Consider the following 18,576-nt stretch of genomic DNA (forward strand, 5'->3'; position numbering starts at 1 on the left):
TTCCGGGAAACACCGCCGTGCGCGCCTCTCTTTTTCTGCTGCTGAGCCTGGTGCTCAGCAGCACCGCCTTTGCCGCCACCGTTCCACCCGCCAGCCAGCTGAAACAGGATCTGGAAACGGCGAAATCCGCGAAAAGCTCGCCCAGCCAGGCCGAACAGGTGCAGGCGCTGGAAGCAGCAATTAACTTCCTGTCCGAACGCGACGACTCGCTGGAACGGGCGAAACAGTATCAGCAGGTAATCGATGATTTCCCGCGGCTGGCGCGCGAGCTGCGTCAGCAAATCGCCACGCTGACTGACAGCAGCAAGCCAGTGCGCAGCAACATGAGCAATGCCGAGCTGGATCAGGAGATCCTGCAGGTTAGCAGCCAGCTGCTGGAGGAGAGCCGCCAGGCGCAGCAGGAGCAGGATCGCGCCCGCGAAATCAGCGATTCTCTGTCGCAGCTGCCGCAGCAGCAGACCGATGCGCGGCGCGCCATGACCGAAAGCGAACGGCGCGCACAGGGCGTGGCGGCTGCCGCTACCCCGCTGGCGCAGGCGCAGATTTATGCGCGTCAGACCGAGAGCGCTGCCAGTAAAGCGCGGGTCGATGAGCTGGAGCTGGCGCAGCTGTCGGCCAATAACCGTCAGGAACTGGCGCGTATGCGCGCGGAAGTGCATCAGCGCAAAGCCACCCAGCTGGATAACTATCTGCAGGCGCTGCGCAATCAGCTCAACAACCAGCGTCAGCGCGAAGCCGAACTGGCGCTGGAGCGCACCGAACAGCTGGCGGAAAACAGCGGCGATCTGCCGGCCTCCATCAGCGATCAGTTCCGCGTTAACCGCGAGCTCTCCGCCGATCTGAATCAGCAGGCGCAGCGTATGGATCTGGTGGCCTCGCAGCAGCGTCTCGCTACCAATCAGACATTGCAGGTGCGCCAGGCGCTGAGCACGCTGCGCGAGCAGTCACAGTGGCTGGGCGTGTCGAACCTGCTGGGTGAAGCGCTGCGCGCGCAGGTGGCGCGCCTGCCGGAGATGCCCAAATCCCAGCAGATCGACAGTGAAATGGGCCAGCTGCGCGTGCAGCGGCTGCATTATGAAGACCTGCTGGAGCGCCAGCAGGCGCTGCGCAAAGAGAAACAGGCGGACGGCACGCCGTTCACCAGTGAACAGACGCGCATTCTGGATGCCCAGCTGAAAACCCAGCGTGAACTGCTGAACTCACTGATTTCCGGCTGCGACACGCTGATTCTGGAAATCACCAAGCTGAAGGTTTCCAATACGCAGCTGCAGGACGCGCTGAGTGAAGTTAAAGAGGCGACGCACCGCTATCTGTTCTGGACCGCCGACGTCAGCCCGGTTGGCCTGAAATACCCGCTGGACGTGGCAACCGACCTGACGCGCCTGCTGTCGCTGGACACGCTGGGCCAGCTGGGCAAAGCGCTGGCGATGATGTTCACTAACCGCGAAACGGTGCTGCCGATTATTGGCGCCATTCTGCTGGTGGGCTTTAGCATCAGCACGCGTCGTCACTACAACGCCTTTATGGCGCGCGCGGCCAGCCGCGTGGGGAAAGTGACGCAGGACCGCTTCAGCCTGACGCTGCGCACCGTCTTCTGGTCGATTCTGGTCGCGGTGCCGCTGCCGGTGCTGTGGGCCGCGCTCGGCTTTGGCCTGCAGCACGCCTGGCCTTACCCGTTTGCCGTGGCGATTGGCGATGGCATCACTGCCACCCTGCCGCTGCTGTGGGCATTCATGATCAGCGCGGCGTTTGCCCGTCCTGACGGCCTGTTTGTCGTGCACTTCCGCTGGCCGCAGGCGCGGGTCGCGCGCGCCATGCGTTATTACTCGCTGACGGTCGGCCTGATCGTACCGCTGATTATGCTGCTGATTGCTTTCGCCAATCTCGACGATCCGCAGTTCTCCGCCACGCTGGGGCGCCTGTGCTTTATTCTGATCTGCGGGGCGCTGAGCATTGTCACCGTCAGCCTGAAACGCGCCGGTATCCCGCTCTATTTAGATAAAGAGGGCGACGGCGACAACTTCGTTAACCGGATCCTGTGGAACCTGATGATCGCCATCCCGCTGGTGGCGGCGCTGGCCTCCTGCATTGGCTATCTGGCCACCGCGCAGGCGCTGCTGGCGCGTCTGGAAACCTCGGTCGGCATCTGGTTCTTCCTGCTGGTGATTTACCACATCATTCGCCGCTGGATGCTGATTCAGCGCCGCCGCATCGCCTTTGACCGCGCGCGCCAGCGTCGTGCCGATATGCTGGCCAACCGCGCGCGCAGCGAAGAGGAAAAAGAGCAGCAGTCTGCCGTCAGCACCGATACCGTGGAAGTCGAAGAGCCGATCATCGATCTGGATGCGATCAGCGCGCAGTCGCTGCGGCTGGTCCGCTCGATTCTGACGCTGATTGCGCTGGTGTCGGTGATTGTGCTGTGGTCTGAGATTCATTCCGCGTTCAGCTTCCTCGACAACATCCCGCTGTGGGATGCCAGCCCCACGGTGCAGGGCGTCGAGAGCGTACAGCCCATTACGCTGGGCGCCGTGCTGATCGCCATCCTGATCTTTATCATTACCACCCAGCTGGTGCGCAATATGCCGGCGCTGCTGGAGCTGGCGCTGCTGCAACACCTCAGCCTGTCGCCCGGCACCGGTTACGCCATTACCACCCTGACCAAATACGCGCTGATGCTGGTCGGCGGTCTGATTGGCTTCTCGATTATTGGCGTGGAGTGGTCAAAACTGCAGTGGCTGGTAGCGGCGCTGGGTCTGGGACTGGGCTTTGGGATGCAGGAGATCTTTGCCAACTTTATCTCCGGCCTGATCATCCTGTTTGAGAAACCAATTCGTATTGGCGATACCGTGACCATTCGCGATTTGACCGGCAGCATCACCCGCATCAATACGCGCGCCACCACCATTACCGACTGGGACCGCAAAGAGATTATTGTGCCGAACAAGGCCTTTATCACCGAGCAGTTCGTCAACTGGTCGCTGTCGGATTCGGTGACGCGCGTGGTGCTGACCATTCCGGCACCGGCCCACGTTAACAGCGAAGAGGTGACGACCATCCTGAAGCAGGCGGCCGATCGCTGCACCTACGTGCTGGATATGCCAGCGCCGGATGTGTTCCTGGTGGACTTGCAGCAGGGCATTCAGCTGTTTGAGCTGCGCGTGCACGCGGCGGAGATGGGCCATCGTATGCCGCTGCGTCATGAGCTGCATCAGCTGATTCTGCGCGGCTTTGAAGAGCATGGCATTGAGATGCCGTTCCCGCCTTTCCAGGTACGGATGGAAACGCTGGGGCGCAAAACGCCCGCCAGCAACGGTTCGACTGCCAGCCGGACCTTCAAATCCGGTGGCCTGTAAAACAAAACGCCCGGCATGCGCCGGGCGTTTTTTCTTTACGCGCGGGTTACTTCACAAACTCTTCGCCCTGCGCGATATCTTTTTTCAGCGTCTCCAGCATGCCGTTGAGCGCCTGCTGTTCGAAATCACTGAGCGGCCCGAGCGGACGGCGTTCGGCGATACCGTTTTTGCCCAGCAGCAGCGGCTGCGAGAAGAAGCGCGCGTACTCGCCGTCGCCTTCCACATAGGCGCATTCAACGACATTAGCTTCGCCCTGCAGTGCACGAATCAGCGACAGACCAAAGCGCGCCGCCGCCTGGCCCATCGACAGCGTCGCCGAGCCGCCACCGGCTTTGGCTTCCACCACTTCGGTACCGGCATTCTGAATACGTTTCGTCAGGTCGGCGATCTCCTGCTCGCTGAAGCTGACGCCTTTAACCTGCGACAGCAGCGGCAGAATGGTCACGCCTGAATGCCCGCCGACCACCGGCACTTCAATCTCCGTAGGCTGTTTGCCCTTCAGGGCAGCGACAAAGGTGTTGGCGCGAATCACATCCAGCGTCGAGACGCCAAACAGCCGGTTTTTATCGTACACACCGGCTTTTTTCAGCACTTCGGCGGCAATCGCCACCGTGGTATTTACCGGGTTAGTGATGACGCCAATCAGCGCTTTTGGCGCGGTGGTCGCCACCTGTTCAATCAGGTTACGCACGATACCGGCGTTGACGTTAAACAGATCGGCGCGGTCCATGCCAGGTTTGCGTGCCACACCGGCCGAGATCAGCACCACATCGGCGCCGTGCAGAGCCGGCGTGGCATCTTCGCCACTGAACCCTTCGACTTTCACGGCAGTAGGAATGTGGCTGAGATCAACCGCGACGCCTGGCGTCACCGGGGCAATGTCATACAGTGAGAGGGCTGAACCTGCGGGTAATTGGGTCTTGAGCAGCAGAGCGAGTGCCTGGCCAATACCACCAGCTGCACCGAGAACGGCAACTTTCATCCTGAACTCCTTATTAAGGTGGGGCAGAGATATGCCGGAAATCCATCAGGTTACGAGTTTAATCAACTTCTCAGGCGATAGCGACACACCTGTCGCGCAATAACATTACGCCGCAATCGGCTCCCGAGACATCTCCACTTCAGAAGTCGCCTGAATGATCCAGTCGCAGCCAGAAGACTATGGACGGCAATGATCATCGTTTTGTTGTTACCACTTCAATAATATAACAACTTTGCAACCTTCGCTTTGCGCGCCAGCGCGCGATTTTGGTGCAGGATAAAACTCTGTTATCATGCCCGCCCCACACGCGCATGCCATGAATTCACGCATCCGCTTATTGCATAAAAATTCATATAAATGCATAATAATTTATCTGCGCCGGGCCTGTTGCCTGCTGCAACCCTCTTTTATTGGTAGCTTATGCGAAACCCATCTAAACAAGACGATCTGATAAAGGCGTTCAAAGCCTTACTGAAAGAAGAAAAGTTCAGCTCTCAGGGCGAAATTGTCCAGGCGCTGCAGGAAGACGGCTTCGGCAACATCAACCAGTCAAAAGTTTCTCGTATGCTGACCAAGTTTGGTGCGGTGCGCACGCGTAACGCCAAAATGGAGATGGTGTACTGCCTGCCAGCCGAACTGGGCGTGCCCACCACCACCAGTCCGCTGAAGAATCTGGTGCTGGATATCGACTATAACGATGCGCTGGTAGTGATTCATACCAGCCCGGGCGCGGCCCAGCTGATCGCCCGCCTGCTCGACTCCCTCGGCAAAGCCGAAGGCATTCTCGGCACCATCGCCGGCGACGACACCATCTTTATTACGCCAGCGCGCGCCTTTACGGTGAAGCAGCTGTATGACGCCGTGCTGGTGTTATTCGAACAGGAACTATAAAACCCTGTCTGTTACCGGCGGTTTACCTGCCGGTAACCTTGCCTGCCCGCCCGCGCTTCTCCCGCTGTTTTACCGCCAACACCTTACAAAATAACTGCTTAGCCATATTCCGCCGGGTTCTCAATGCGCGAAATTATTGGTACGACCTTTTCGCCTGCTTAACCCTTTGCGCTATTTTACGCTGCTTTACAATTAGTGCTTAGCGGTTATCTCTTGCTTTTAGCGCACAGCCAGCTTGATCAACCACATTGTTTCGCACAAAAAGATAATTTGATGCAGATCATTGTTTTTGCATGGAAATACACCCTCCCGGTTAAGATCCAGGCGGTTTTAATAACTTTGCGTTATAAAAATGCGCCATAAGGATAAAGAATTACAACCAATCATTATTAGCGGGATATTAATTTCATGGGTGATTAGATCTATACTTCTTTTCGTGATGCAAATCACACGAAATCAAAAAGAGAAAAACATAAGACGAGGAAAAATACCATGAACGTTAAAACTACTATCGCCACCCTGAGTGTTCTATCTGCCCTGTCATTTGGTGCTTTCGCCGCAGATTCTATCAATGCCGAACAGGCAGCGAACCTGCAGCCGGTCGGCACCATCAGCGTCAGCGGCATTGGCGGCTCACCGATGGATATCCATCAGCAGCTGAACGCCAAAGCTGAAGCGCAAGGTGCTAAAGCCTATCGCGTTGTTGAGGCTTATAACGACAACAGCTACCACGCAACCGCGGAACTTTATAAATAAGTTTGCCGGAACAAGATGCAGTGTGAACGGCGACCCGTTTGAGAGGCGTTTGCCTCTCAGGTTGCCCACCCCATTTCAGGAGAGTGAATCATGAAAACCAAATTATCTATTGCTGTATTGAGTCTGGCTTCCGTTCTGTCTTTTGGCGCCAGTGCTGCCACCCTGGTAACCAACACCCAGGCAGAAAATCTGCAGCCGCTGAATCAGACCATTAGCGTGAGCGGCGTCGATGGCGACCAGACCAATATCCGTCAGGAACTGTCCCAGAAAGCCGATGCTCAGGGTGCCAGCCATTACCGCATCATTGAGAACAATCAGGACAACACCTTCCACGTGACGGCTGAACTGTACAAATAAACTTAAACTATCGATCCGGCGTTATGCAGTCGCCGGGAGAAGATCGACGACCCGCTTACCCTCTTCGTGCCGCAGGTTGTTGATTCTAATGAGGAGACGAATTATGAAAATCAAAACAACCATCGCAACCGCTACGCTGCTTTCTCTGTTCGCTTTTGGCGCTTCGGCTGCCCAACTGGTAACGGATGAATCCGCGCAGAATCTGCAATCTACCGGCCAGACTATTACCGTTAGCGGAACAGGCGGCTCACCTATGGATTACCGCGCTCAGCTTTCTCAGAAAGCCGATGAGCAGGGTGCCAGCGCGTATAAAGTGATTGAAGCGCGCACCGGTGACAGCTATCACCTGACTGCAGAGCTGTACAAATAATTCCTCGTCAATTCTGACGAACCCTTTGGCCCCGCCTGCCGGGGCCCTTTTTGGTTGTGCTACTGAACATTAAAGCGGAGCTGGCCTTCCAGCTCCTCTTCTGCCTCATCGAATAGCAATATCAGCGCACCATAGCGGCGTTTCTGCCCTTTCCCCAGATTGATGAACGCAATTTCCAGCGGCAGCGGGATCTGCTCGCCGATGATCATTTCCCACAGATCGTCCAGATCGTGAATGGTGCGATCCGCCAGCGCGAAACGTTCGCAAAACTGACGGTAGAAATGAGCCTGATCGACGATTTCATTGAAGTCGAAACGCTCGGTTCTCATGGTGACATCCTCTCGCTACGCCAGACCGCCGAGGTGCAGCGCTTTGACTTCCAGATACTCTTCCATGCCCAGCACCGATCCTTCGCGTCCCAGTCCGGACTCTTTCACGCCGCCAAACGGCGCCAGCTCGGTTGAGACCGCGCACTCGTTGATCCCAATCATGCCGGCTTCCAGCGCCGCCGAAACGCGAAACACGCGCTGCAGATTCTGCGTATAGAAGTAAGCCGCCAGACCGTATTCGGTGTTGTTGGCGCGCGCGATTACCTCAGCTTCATCGTCAAAGCGGAAGCAGGCAGCCACCGGACCGAAGGTCTCTTCCCGCGCCAGCTGCATCTCTTCATGCGCATCGGCAATCACCGTCGGCTGCCAGAAGTTGCCGCCCAGCGGATGGCGCTCGCCGCCCACCAGCAGCTTCCCGCCTTTGCTCAGCGCATCTTTGACATGCTCCGCCACTTTCTCCACCGCAGACGGCTCAATCAGCGGCCCGACCACCACGCCCGGCTCCACGCCGTTGCCCACTTTTAGTTTGCCCACCGCCTCAGCCAACTGATGCACAAAGCGGTCGTATATTGCGTTGTGGATATAGAAGCGGTTAACGCTGACGCACACCTGGCCGGCGTTACGGAATTTGTTGGCGATAGCCCCCTGCACCGCCGCGTCGATATCGGCATCGTCAAACACGATATAGGGCGCGTTGCCGCCCAGCTCCATCGAGACTTTCTTCATGGTTTCGGCCGCGTTCCGCATCAGCGTTTTCCCCACTGCGGTGGAACCGGTAAAGGAGATTTTACGCACCGCGCGGGAAGCCATAATGGCGTCGCTGATGGCGTGCGTGTCGCCAGCTACCGCGTTCAGCACGCCGTCCGGCACGCCCGCTTTTTGTGCCAGCGCCACCAGCGCAAAGGCGCTGAGCGGGGTGTTATTGGCCGGCTTGATGATGCCGGTGCAGCCGGCCGCCAGCGCCGGGCCGAGTTTGCGCGTCAGCATCGCCATCGGGAAATTCCACGGCGTGATGGCAGCGACCACGCCAATCGGCTCGCGCGTCGCCAGAATGCGTGAACCGGCTTTGGCCGGCGGGATAATTTCGCCGTTGGCGCGCTTCGCCTGCTCGGCAAACCATTGAATAAAGCTGGCGGCGTACTCTACTTCACCCTCGGCTTCCTGCAGCGGTTTGCCCTGCTCGGCGGTCATCAGCTGGCCCAGCCAGCTTTTGTGCTCAATGATCAGCTGGTACCAGCGATAAAGGATTTCGCTGCGCTGTTTGGCGGTTTTGTCGCGCCACGCCGGAAAGGCGCGCTGCGCGGCGGCAATCGCCTGTTCGGTTTCAGCCTTGCCGGCTTTCGCCACCTGCGCCAGTACCTCGCCGGTGGCCGGATTGGTGACATCAAAGGTGCTGCTGGCGGTGTGCCACTGGCCGTCCGCGAAGTAGCCAGTGTTGAACAGTTCGTGTTGTTGCAGGGAAGTGGACATCGTTATTCTCCTGTCAGTGAGCATCCTGTCAGGAAAGTATAGATGGCAATAATCGGGCAATGAGGGTCAGCGTGGCATCAGGCCAGCCGCTGCGCCAGGCAGCGGCCAGTTTCAGATTTGGATGAGGGTGTTCTGGTACTTATCCAGCATCATCGACAGCCGTTTCACCGGTTCCGTCACGCTGGCCGGGGCGGCATAGTGCTGCAGCTTCTGCTGATAAACGTCCAGCTCCTGCAGCAGGCGCTCAAAGTAGTAGCGCCGTTTATCATCGCTGCTGGCCGCAATAATGCGGTCGGCGGTGGCGCGCAGCTGGCGGTGATACGCCGACAGGTCGGCATTGACCGGCACCTCTGCGTTGCGCAGGCGCTGATGACCAATAATCAGCGTGAGCGCAATCCGGTATTTGTCGATATCGCCCGGGAACAAATTAAGCAGCAGGAACAGCTGCTGATAAAGCGCCGGTAAATGGTTCTCACGCCGGCGCGCCTGATTGGTGGTCAGCGCTGCCACCGCAGCATACATAAAGCGATTCAGCAGCTTGCGTCCGGTGCGGGCTTTGGATTTGTCACGAATCAGTAAAATCACCATCATCGCCACAAAGCTGCCAATCCACTGGCCGAGCGCGTTGTCGAGAAACACGTTGAACTCAAACTTCATCGGGTTATCCAGCACCAGCACGTTGATGGTGCCGATCAGCGCGCCCAGCGTACCAATCTGCCGCCGCTGTACAAAGATGCCGCCGATAAAGCCGAGTGCGCCAATCGCGATACACAACAGCAAGGCACTTTGCTGGGTGCCTGGCAATACCCAGATGAAGTAGAGCATGCCCAGCGGCACCGCAAAGGCCATGCCGTAGAAGAAGTCTTTCGCCATCATCAGCGGATTCGGCATACGCATCGCCAGCGCGGTAATCACCGCCAGCATCACCATACAGCCGCTGCCGGAGGTCCAGCCGGTATACAGCCAGAACAGCGAACCGAGTGCGGTGGCGACAAAGGTGCGCACGCCATTGATCATCGCATGATGCGTCTCCGCTGAGCGCGCCTGGATCACCACCTCACGCTGCAGAATGCTCTCCTCCAGCGTGGTGATACGGCTGTTGCTTTTAACGCCATTGATCAGCAGCAGATATTCGGTCGCGGCGCCGACCCAGCTGGCCAGGGTAAACGGCACGCTTTTACTGCTGACGCCAATAACGCGGCGCATCAGCTTCATGCGCTTATGTACGTCGCTGACGCTGGTTACCTCTTTTTCAATCAGCAGGCGATACTGCGGCGGGATGTAATCCGGGCGCGAATTCTGAATCAGGAAGGTCTCAGCGGCCTGAGTAATCAGCGTCAGCGATAGCGTGTTGAGCATTTGCAGCCGGCGGCTGGTGTTGCTCCAGCGCGACGACTCCATCAGCAGCTGGCTGCGCATACCGTTGAGCGCGGTCGTGCGGCGCACCAGTGCGCTCCAGGCTTTGTCGACTTCCTCTTTATCCTCGTGTGCCACGCACAGCTGCAGCAGGCGGTAGTGCGCTACCAGCAGCGCATCCACTTCCGCATCAATCACTTTCTTGATCGAGCGCGGAGAGAACAGCATGTCGGCGAGAATGGCGCACAGGATACCGAGCACAATTTCGCTGCAGCGCTCCACGGCGAACTGCGGCGCCAGCGTCAGGCCGCCGCTGGCATCCGCGGTCACCACGATGATCAGCGCGGTGTAACCGGCGAGGCCCAGCGCATAGGAGTTTTCGACTTTAATCAGCGATGAGAGCCAGACGCACATGCCGGCCCACAGGCAGCACAGCAGCAGCATCACCACCGGCGCGCGCACCGTCGCAATCATGATGGTGAGTGCCGCGATACAGCCGATAAAGGTGCCGATAATACGCAGAACGCCACGGTAGCGCAGCGCGCCAGAATAAGGATCGCCGCCCGCGGCAAAGGCGGTGCCGCCAGCCACGATGCCGGCGGTCATCACCGCCCAGCGCGGCGTTTCCAGATTGAAGTGAAAGCCAATCATCAGCGCTGCCACCAGCGCGAAGGTCAGCTTTACCGGGAAACGCAAAAACTCAATCATATCGCCCCCGCTTAACCAAACTCACGCAGGCGGTTGAACAGCTGCGCCATCGGCGACACTTTGGTCTGGCGGTCTTTGTCACCGGTGATCACCACGGTGGCGGTGGTCCCCGCCGGGAAGCGGTTGCCGGGTTGATCGTCAAGGCGAATACGCACCGGTACGCGCTGCGCCAGACGCACCCACTCAAGGTTGGAGTCCACGGTGGCCATGCCTTTACTGTCAACGCTGCTGCTGCTGTTGGTCACGCCAGCCGCGATGCTGTCAACTGTGCCGCGCAGCACCGTGTTGCTGCCCAGCGGAGTAATTTCCGCACGGAAGCCGGGACGCACGCCATCCAGCTTGGTCTCTTCCATGTAGGCCAGCACGTAGAACGAGTGCTGCTGCACCAGCGCCACGGCCACCGAGCCGCGCGTGATGAATTCCCCCTGATAGACGTTGAGGTTGGTGACCCAGCCATCGGACGGCGCTTTGATGGTGGTGCGATCGAGGTCGATCACCGCCAGATCGCGCGTCGCCACCGCTTTGGCCAGCTGATGTTCGCTGGTCTGCAGGTCGCTATTCGACTGCTCAATGGCTTCACGCGACATCGCGCTGGTACCGAGCTGGTTACGCCGCGCCGCTTCACGGCGTTTTTCGCTGACCAGCGCCTGGTAATATTCGACATCCGCCTGCGCCTCATCCAGCGCTTTCTGGTAGCGCGGACGGTCAACGATAAACAGCGTATCGCCTTTTTTCACCAGCTGGTTGTCGTGTACCGGGACGTCGGTGATCAGTCCGGTCACGTCCGGGGAGATCGCCACCACGTCGGCGGAGAATTTGGCGTCACGCGTCCACGGCGACTCGGTATAGAACACCCAGGCGCGGAAGATGATAACAACAGCGATGATAACCAGCAGGAGCGTAATGGCGTAACGCGCGATTTTTCTTATAAGCGCTTTCACTTAAAACCTCAGACGAATAGACGGGATACAAGGTAAAACACACAGCAATACAGCGCTGTGTTAAAAAGTGCCGGATGCCACACCAGATCGTAAATCCCGCTGGGCGTCAGCACGCGTTTCACCAGCCAGAACAGCGCCAGCGAAACCAGTAGTTCAATGAAGATGGGCGGAAAAGACAGCCCGAATACGACAAATACCGGAAGCACACTCATTTCGGTTCCTTAGTTCGACCTTGCCGGATTGCACCGATACCTGCCCTCATGCCCTCTGGCACGTCGGGTTGATGATAGTGGGATGACGGATAATCTGATGACAACATTCAGGCCGCGTTGAGCTAATCATAGCGTATCATCGGGTAAACACTGCCGTGTTCAGGTGCGGTGAAGAGACCCAGCGTGCGTATAGTAACGCGCTTGACTATACGTTTTCTACATATTGTGAGCTAAATCACTTTTTAGCCAGAGTAAACAATGGAACGACTCAAAGGCATGTCCATTTTCGCCAAAGTGGTTGAATTGGGCTCATTTACCGCCGCCGCACGCCAGCTGCAGCTCAGCGTCTCGTCAATCAGCCAGATTGTTGCCAGACTGGAAGATGAGCTGCAGGTGAAGCTGCTTAACCGCAGCACCCGCAGTCTGGGCCTGACCGAAGCCGGTAAGATTTATTATCAGGGCTGCCGCCGCATGCTGGCAGAGGCCTCGCAGGTGCACGAACAGCTGTACGCCTTCAACAACACGCCGATCGGGATTTTACGCATCGGCTGCTCAACCACCATGGCGCAAAATGTCCTCTCCGCCATGACCAGCGAGATGCTGCACGAATATCCGGGACTGAGCGTCAACCTGATGACCGGCATACCGGCGCCGGACCTGATTGCTAACGGGCTGGATGTGGTGATACGCGTCGGTGAGTTGCAGGATTCCAACCTGTTCTCGCGCCGGCTGGACGCCATGCCGATGGTGGTATGCGCGGCGAAGAGCTACCTGGCCCAGCACGGCACGCCGGAAAAGCCGGCTGAAATCGACAACTTTTCCTGGCTGGAGTACAGCGTGCGCCCGGATAACACCTTCGAGCTGGTGGCGCCGGAAGGCCAGGTGACGCGCCTGACGCCGCAGGGCCGTTTTGTCACCAATGATTCTCAGACGCTGATTCGCTGGCTGAAAGCGGGCTGCGGTATTGCCTATGTGCCGCTGATGTGGGTGATTGATGAGATTAACGCCGGAGAGATCGATATTTTGTTCCCGCAGTATCACTCGGAGCCGCGCCCGGTGTATGCCGTCTATACCGAGAAGGATAAGCTGCCGCTCAAGGTGCAGGTGTGTATCAATTATCTGACCGAGTATTTCAGGCAGGTGGCGAGGCAGTATCAGCAGCACCGCAAAAGTTAGCCGCCGTCTGGCGCTGGTGTGGTCGGCCTGAAGGGCGCATACGGGAAAATGCGGGGCAGTTATGCATGCCAGGTCACCACGAAGGGTGACCTGACAAAACAATTGCGTAATGCCGATCAGTTAAGTACCAAATTCAATTACCGCAGATTTCGTAGCAGCGCGATTAATCGCGCGTACTACTAGCAGCACCGTTCCCATCCATGCTTCGCGCAATAAATTGCGCCGCTACCAAAGTGTGCGTGCTGTTTACTCATAACTGACAAGCATTGTACAAACCCATTGCGCGGTTTTGACAGGGTGCGCACTGATGCGCACCAGCATGAACCTTAAGCCGTTCCGCCCACGGTAATTTTATCCAGCTTGAGCGTGGGCTGACCTACGCCGACCGGCACGCTCTGGCCCTCTTTACCGCACACGCCGACGCCCTTATCCAGCGCCAGATCGTTACCGACCATGGAAATCTGCTGCATCGCCTCAATGCCGGAGCCGATCAGCGTCGCGCCTTTCACCGGTTTGGTGACTTTGCCGTTCTCGATCAGATAAGCCTCGGAGGTGGAGAATACAAACTTGCCGGAGGTGATATCGACCTGGCCGCCGCCAAAGTTAGGGGCATACAGACCATACTCCACACTCTCAATGATCTCCTGCGGCGTCGATTTGCCCGCCAGCATATAGGTGTTGGTCATGCGCGGCATCGGCAGGTGCGCATAGGATTCACGACGACCGTTACCGGTAGGCGGCACGCCCATCAGACGCGCATTGAGCTTGTCCTGCATGTAGCCTTTCAGCACGCCGTTTTCGATCAGCACATTGTACTGTCCCGGCACGCCTTCATCATCCACCGCCAGTGAACCACGCAGCCCTTGAAGGGTACCGTCGTCAACCACGGTGCAGAGTTCGGACGCCACCAGCTGGCCCATCTTACCGCTGAAGACGGAAGTCTCGCGGCGGTTGAAATCCCCTTCCAGACCGTGGCCCACCGCTTCGTGCAGCAGCACGCCTGGCCAGCCCGCACCCAGCACCACTGGCAGCATACCGGCTGGTGCCGCGACGGCAGACAGGTTAACCAGCGCCATGCGCACCGCTTCGCGCGCCCAGGCATCGGCCCGTACATCACCGCTCTCATCGGCAAGGAAGAATTCGTAGCCGGTACGCGCACCGCCGCCGCTGGCGCCGCGCTCGCGTTTACCCTGATCTTCCACCTGAACGCTAATGGACAGGCGCACCAGCGGACGAATATCCGCCGCCAGCGTACCGTCGGTGGCGGCGACCAGCACCTGCTCGTAGACGCCGCTCAGGCTGGCATTCACTTCCTGCACGCGCGGATCGGCGGCGCGTGCCACTTTATCAACCCGGTGCAGCAGCGCGATTTTGTCTTCGCGCGTCAGGCTGTCCAGCGGATTGACCGGGGCGTACAGCGAACGGTTAAGCACCGCAGAGAGCGCGTGCGCTTTGCCATTGCCCTGCTCGCGCACAATACTGCGCGCCGCTTCGGACGACTGGCGCAGGGCGTTGAGGCTGATTTGATCGGCATAGGCAAAACCGGTTTTCTCCCCGCTTACCGCGCGGACGCCCACGCCCTGGTCGATGTGATAAGAGCCATCTTTAATGATTTTGTCTTCCAGCACCCAGGATTCATGGAAGCTGGACTGAAAATAGAGATCGGCATAGTCCAGACGACGTTCTGAAAGCTGCCCTAACAGGGAAAAAAGGTCCTGCTGATTAATGCTGTTCGCAGCTAGTAACTGCTCACTTACCAGATTCAGAGTCATCGTTTCTCACTCATTATGTGCTCGGATAGTCATAGCCTGCGGCAATTCCCCGACGGCGTCAAATTCACTTCTTATCGGCTTCGCGCGGTTTGCGCAGCACTTCATTGATTTCCGGCTTATCCAGCGGTCCGCTGATGTGATAGCGCAGCAGCGAAATCTTATTCCACAACGGTGCCAGCACTTTGCTGGCGGCAAATACCGCCGCGCCGACCACCGGGTTAATCACAAACGCGGTGGCCACGCCAACCGAGGCGCCGATCTCCGGTGCCACCACCGCTTCCATGTCGATTTGCCGCTGCACCAGATCTATTTTGCCCTGCATGGCGATATCCGCTTCGAGGCCATCCACCAGCAGGTTATCGGTGCGCATCACGCCGTTTTCAATCCACGCCGTGCCGTTAATCGAATCAAACCAGAAACCTTCATTAAAGGTATCGCTAAAATCGAAGCGCAGTTTACGCAGCAGGGCATCGAAGCTCACCAGCCGCAACAACTGTCCGGCACGACCGGTGTTCACATCCGCAATCTGCCCTTTGCCGAAATGGGTTTTCAGCGTGCCGCTCAGCGTCTTTTCTGAAGGCTGCCACGGTGCGGAGCGCCAGTGCAGGTCATAATCAATTTTAAACGGCGCATCGCGCAGCGGCGTGTTCATGCCAAACCAGTTGGTGGCATCATTGATATTTTTGCCGCTCAGGCTGCCTTTTAGCGAAGTGCGCTGCTCGCCCGCTTTGTTCACCCATTCACCCGCGACATTGAGCTTCGAGCTGCCGGTGTCGACGCTGCCGTTAGTGAGTGCTAACGTCTCTCCCTGCGGCTGGAGCCTGGCCTGAATGTGGCCGAACTTCTGGCCGCGCAGCCAGCACTCAGCGCAGTTGAGCTGCAGCGCTGGCCAGCTGCGGAAATCAATGCCACTGTCCCCGCTGAACGGCGAGGAGGCCTTGCCCGCTTCACCGTCACTCCATTGCGGATTGTAATAAAGATAGCTCAGGTCGATTTGCCACGGCGCGCGTTGTGCGGTTCGCAGGCTGCCGCGCGCTTCGCGGCTCTCCAGCTGCAGCTGCGTGCTGCCGCCCGCGCCCTGGGTCACCGTGGCATTAACATCGTGCCACTGCTGGCCGCCGAGCGTCAGGGCCGGGGTACGCAACGTCACATCGCCCGGCAGCAGTGCGCCGCCGATGTCCGTTTCGCCCTGCGCATTGCGTGAACCCGTCGCGCCGGTCATCAGCCCCAGCCAGGCTTCGCCGTCCAGCGCCGGCAGATTAAGCACCATCCCGCGCCGATCCGGTAGCGCCGGCGTGCTTTTGGCATCATTCAGCCAGATACCGCGATCGACGCGCAGCTGCGGCTCCAGCAGCCAGCGGCTGTTAAAGCGATGGTGCTCACGCACGCTGCCGCTGAGGTTAAAACTGTGCAAATCGCCGCTGGCATTAATGGCGATAGGCAGTGCCTCACCGGCCTCTTTATCCAGTGGTGGAGGTAAGTGACTGCTCACTGTCTTGCCGTCACCGTTGATATCAACCTTGTAGCGCGCCCCACCCTGATGCGGCAGCGTGATGTCGACATTGCCCTGCCACGCCAGACTGCCGCCCAGCTTACTGCTTACGCTGGCAGGCAGCATGGCCAGTTTTGCCGGCTGCCAGTCACCCAGCAGTTTGACGTTAACGCCAAAATCATCGGGATTTTCTGTGGTGCTGAAACGCACGCCGGTGGGCTGACCGAACCAGTTGGCCTGCAGCTCTTCACTCTCCAGGTTCCCGTTGTTGTAGCGGAAACGTCCGGTCAGTTTTTTCAGCGTGGTGTTAAGCGGCTTAATGTGCAGACTGTTGTTATTCAGCACCACGTTGCCGCTGGCGTGCACCAGTTCCCCATCCAGCGGAATATCCAGGTTGAGCGAACCACGCACGTTGCCGCCAATCTGCAGCTGCTCCAGCGCCGCACCCAGCGTGGATTTGAGCGGTGTGCGGGCGAAATAGTCGGCGATATCTTTACCTTCGCCGCTCAAATCACCGTCAATGATCAGCTTCTCTTTCAGGTAATCCGGGATTACCGCACTGACGTTGCGCGCGTCCACCGCGCCCAGTCGGGTTTGCGCCGCCTTCATCCACAGACCGTCGTTGATAAAATCGAGGTCGATATCGAGATTTTGCAGCGCCGGCCAGCCTGGCTGGAACTGAAAGGTGGCATTGCGCACCGGCACGGCCACTTCAAACATGCCGTCGTGGTGCTTAAACGGGAACAGACGCGGATCGCCGGCAAACAGCAGCGTGGCATTCTCCACCTGGCCGCCTTTGACCGCTTCGCTGAGATACTGCGTCAGATCGTGGCCCATCAGCGGCTCAGGGAAGTAGCGCCACGCATCACCGGCGTCGGTGACGCGAATCCCGGCAAGAATGTCGAGGCGCGGTGCTTTACCGACATTTTGCTGATAGCGGAAATCGCCGCGCGCCCATAGCGAACGTGCCTGCACGTCCAGCTGCTGGCCATCCAGCGTCAGGCCGTTGCCATCGCGCAGCCAGTTAATCCTGCCGGTGACCTGCTGAATCTGTAACGGCGCCTGGAACATATCGCCGTACGGCACTTCCGCCTGGCCCATCTGCACATCCAGCTGGCCGTGGTTCAGACTGCCGCTGGCGCTGCCGCTCAGATTGCTGATGCCCGGCAAAAGCTGCCAGTGCTGCCACGCCAGATCGCGCCAGCGCGCCTGCAAACGCGTCTGCTCCGGCTGCGCCAGCGGAATATCCAGCGCCAGCGCATCGATATAGCCGCGCGGCTGCAGCGCCCGCCAGTTGTCCAGCAGCGTAGGTGAGAGCGGCGCAAACAGCGGCACCAGCGGTGCCAGACGCTGCAGATCAAGACGGGTGGCACGCACCCGCACTTCCGCTGCACTGTTCGCGCCGATCATCTGTTTATCTTCCGGCTTCCACAGCAGGGCGATATGGCCGGCATCCCAGGCCACGCCGTCAGTCATCAGCCGGGTTTGCGGCACCGTCAGGCTCCAGCCATTCTGGTAGCGCGCCAGATGCGCGGTCAGGCCATCCACCTGCAGCTGATGATCGCCCTGCTCGCCGCGCCAGCGCGCGCCGCCTTTGCTCAGCAGCAGATCGCCTGCATACACCTCGCCGTCGCGCAGGTTGACCCACGCGGCCAGGCTGAAACGCGCGCTTTGCAGGCTGGTATTATCACGCAGCCAGCGGCCAATCCACGGCCGCACGTCCACGTCATCGGCCTGCATCCAGATGCGGCCGTCGTTAAGTAACCCGTTGGTATCGTTAAGATCGAGCCGTACCTGCACCACGCCGTGCTGGCCGGTGAAGCTGGACAGGCTCACTTCGCCTTCGGCGCGATGGCGGTTGTCCTCGTTCAGCCAGGTAAGGCGGGGAATCGCCAGTTCGGCATGCTGGCCGGAAGGCGTGAGAAAACGGATGCTGCTGTCGCGCAAATCGAAATGGTCAAACTGGCGTAAGAACAGATCGTTGATTTGGGCCGGTTTGAAGCTGTTTTTTTGCTCGTCGCTGGTGAGCAACGGACGGTTGGTTGCCAGCCGCAGCTGCCAGAAGGTGAGATCGCGAAACTGCCAGCGCCAGTGCAGCAGCGACTGCCACACATTGAGCGCCAGCGTAACGCGGCCAATCTGCAGCTCGCCATCTTTTTCCATGTCGATACGCAGATCGCGCACCTGCAGGGTCGGGCCAAAATTCTCCCATTTTCCCTGAATTTCACTGGCATCGATGGTGACGCCGCTGACGCGCGAAAGGGTGTGCAGCACCTCGCCGCGATAGCTGTTGAGATGCGGCATCACAAGGCGCAGCCCGCTGACCAGCAGCGCCACAATGACGATGATTGCGGCGAGCAGCAGTAACAAAATCCCCGGCAACCGCCTCACACACCTCTCCTTGCTTTCCG

General features: G+C 58.7%; 14 protein-coding genes. 6 read left to right on the forward strand and 8 right to left on the reverse strand.

All coding sequences use genetic code 11. The features are described 5' to 3' along the window. Positions 1–17 precede the first annotated feature (17 nt). Positions 18–3,353 (forward strand): miniconductance mechanosensitive channel MscM, encoded by a 3,336-nt coding sequence (gene mscM / locus C1Y42_RS15155; protein WP_104093871.1) that lies wholly within the window; start codon positions 18–20, stop codon positions 3,351–3,353. A 46-nt stretch (positions 3,354–3,399) separates the two neighbouring features. Here the strand turns inward: mscM and mdh are convergent, their stop codons facing one another. Beyond that, the gene (gene mdh, locus C1Y42_RS15160; RefSeq protein WP_021508136.1) at positions 3,400–4,335 is read right to left on the reverse strand and encodes a malate dehydrogenase; all 936 of its coding nucleotides are present in this window, start codon (positions 4,333–4,335) and stop codon (positions 3,400–3,402) included. Positions 4,336–4,755: 420 nt separating this feature from the next. Between mdh and argR the strand changes: the two genes are divergently transcribed. From argR to yhcN (C1Y42_RS15180), 4 genes are all read left to right on the forward strand, one after another. Next, complete coding sequence (gene argR / locus C1Y42_RS15165) at positions 4,756–5,226, forward strand: transcriptional regulator ArgR (protein WP_021508137.1); 471 nt, start codon at positions 4,756–4,758, stop codon at positions 5,224–5,226. A gap of 492 nt (positions 5,227–5,718) precedes the next feature. After that, on the forward strand, positions 5,719–5,982 hold the full coding sequence (gene yhcN, locus C1Y42_RS15170) for a peroxide/acid stress response protein YhcN (protein WP_021508138.1): 264 nt from the start codon (positions 5,719–5,721) through the stop codon (positions 5,980–5,982). A 90-nt stretch (positions 5,983–6,072) separates the two neighbouring features. After that, on the forward strand, positions 6,073–6,339 hold the full coding sequence (locus tag C1Y42_RS15175; RefSeq protein ID WP_021508139.1) for a YdgH/BhsA/McbA-like domain containing protein: 267 nt from the start codon (positions 6,073–6,075) through the stop codon (positions 6,337–6,339). Between the two features lie 103 nt (positions 6,340–6,442). Beyond that, positions 6,443–6,709, forward strand: coding sequence for a peroxide/acid stress response protein YhcN (yhcN, locus tag C1Y42_RS15180; RefSeq protein ID WP_021508140.1), 267 nt, complete (start codon positions 6,443–6,445; stop codon positions 6,707–6,709). 59 nt (positions 6,710–6,768) lie between these two features. Here yhcN (C1Y42_RS15180) and C1Y42_RS15185 read toward each other — a convergent pair whose 3' ends face one another. The 5 genes from C1Y42_RS15185 to aaeX all read right to left on the reverse strand — a co-directional run bounded on the left by C1Y42_RS15185 (position 6,769) and on the right by aaeX (position 11,725). After that, a complete protein-coding gene (locus C1Y42_RS15185) occupies positions 6,769–7,038 on the reverse strand; it encodes a hypothetical protein (RefSeq protein ID WP_021508141.1) in 270 nt (89 codons plus the stop codon). A gap of 15 nt (positions 7,039–7,053) precedes the next feature. Further along, positions 7,054–8,508: an NAD-dependent succinate-semialdehyde dehydrogenase gene (locus C1Y42_RS15190; protein ID WP_081316069.1), complete on the reverse strand. Its 1,455-nt coding sequence runs from the start codon at positions 8,506–8,508 to the stop codon at positions 7,054–7,056. A 111-nt stretch (positions 8,509–8,619) separates the two neighbouring features. After that, complete coding sequence (aaeB, locus tag C1Y42_RS15195; RefSeq protein WP_021508143.1) at positions 8,620–10,572, reverse strand: p-hydroxybenzoic acid efflux pump subunit AaeB; 1,953 nt, start codon at positions 10,570–10,572, stop codon at positions 8,620–8,622. A gap of 11 nt (positions 10,573–10,583) precedes the next feature. Further along, on the reverse strand, positions 10,584–11,513 hold the full coding sequence (gene aaeA / locus C1Y42_RS15200) for a p-hydroxybenzoic acid efflux pump subunit AaeA (protein ID WP_058759877.1): 930 nt from the start codon (positions 11,511–11,513) through the stop codon (positions 10,584–10,586). 8 nt (positions 11,514–11,521) lie between these two features. Beyond that, the gene (aaeX, locus tag C1Y42_RS15205; RefSeq protein ID WP_021508145.1) at positions 11,522–11,725 is read right to left on the reverse strand and encodes a p-hydroxybenzoic acid efflux pump operon protein AaeX; all 204 of its coding nucleotides are present in this window, start codon (positions 11,723–11,725) and stop codon (positions 11,522–11,524) included. Positions 11,726–11,983: 258 nt separating this feature from the next. Here aaeX and aaeR point away from each other — a divergent pair, with 258 nt between their 5' ends. After that, positions 11,984–12,901, forward strand: coding sequence for an HTH-type transcriptional activator AaeR (gene aaeR / locus C1Y42_RS15210; protein ID WP_104093872.1), 918 nt, complete (start codon positions 11,984–11,986; stop codon positions 12,899–12,901). Between the two features lie 326 nt (positions 12,902–13,227). Here the strand turns inward: aaeR and tldD are convergent, their stop codons facing one another. Further along, positions 13,228–14,673 (reverse strand): metalloprotease TldD, encoded by a 1,446-nt coding sequence (tldD, locus tag C1Y42_RS15215; RefSeq protein ID WP_104093873.1) that lies wholly within the window; start codon positions 14,671–14,673, stop codon positions 13,228–13,230. A gap of 64 nt (positions 14,674–14,737) precedes the next feature. After that, on the reverse strand, positions 14,738–18,556 hold the full coding sequence (yhdP, locus tag C1Y42_RS15220; RefSeq protein WP_104093874.1) for an AsmA2 domain-containing protein YhdP: 3,819 nt from the start codon (positions 18,554–18,556) through the stop codon (positions 14,738–14,740). Positions 18,557–18,576: the final 20 nt, after the last annotated feature.

It is taken from the genome of Pantoea sp. ICBG 985 (assembly GCF_002928365.1).
GTDB lineage: Bacteria > Pseudomonadota > Gammaproteobacteria > Enterobacterales > Enterobacteriaceae > Pantoea > Pantoea dispersa.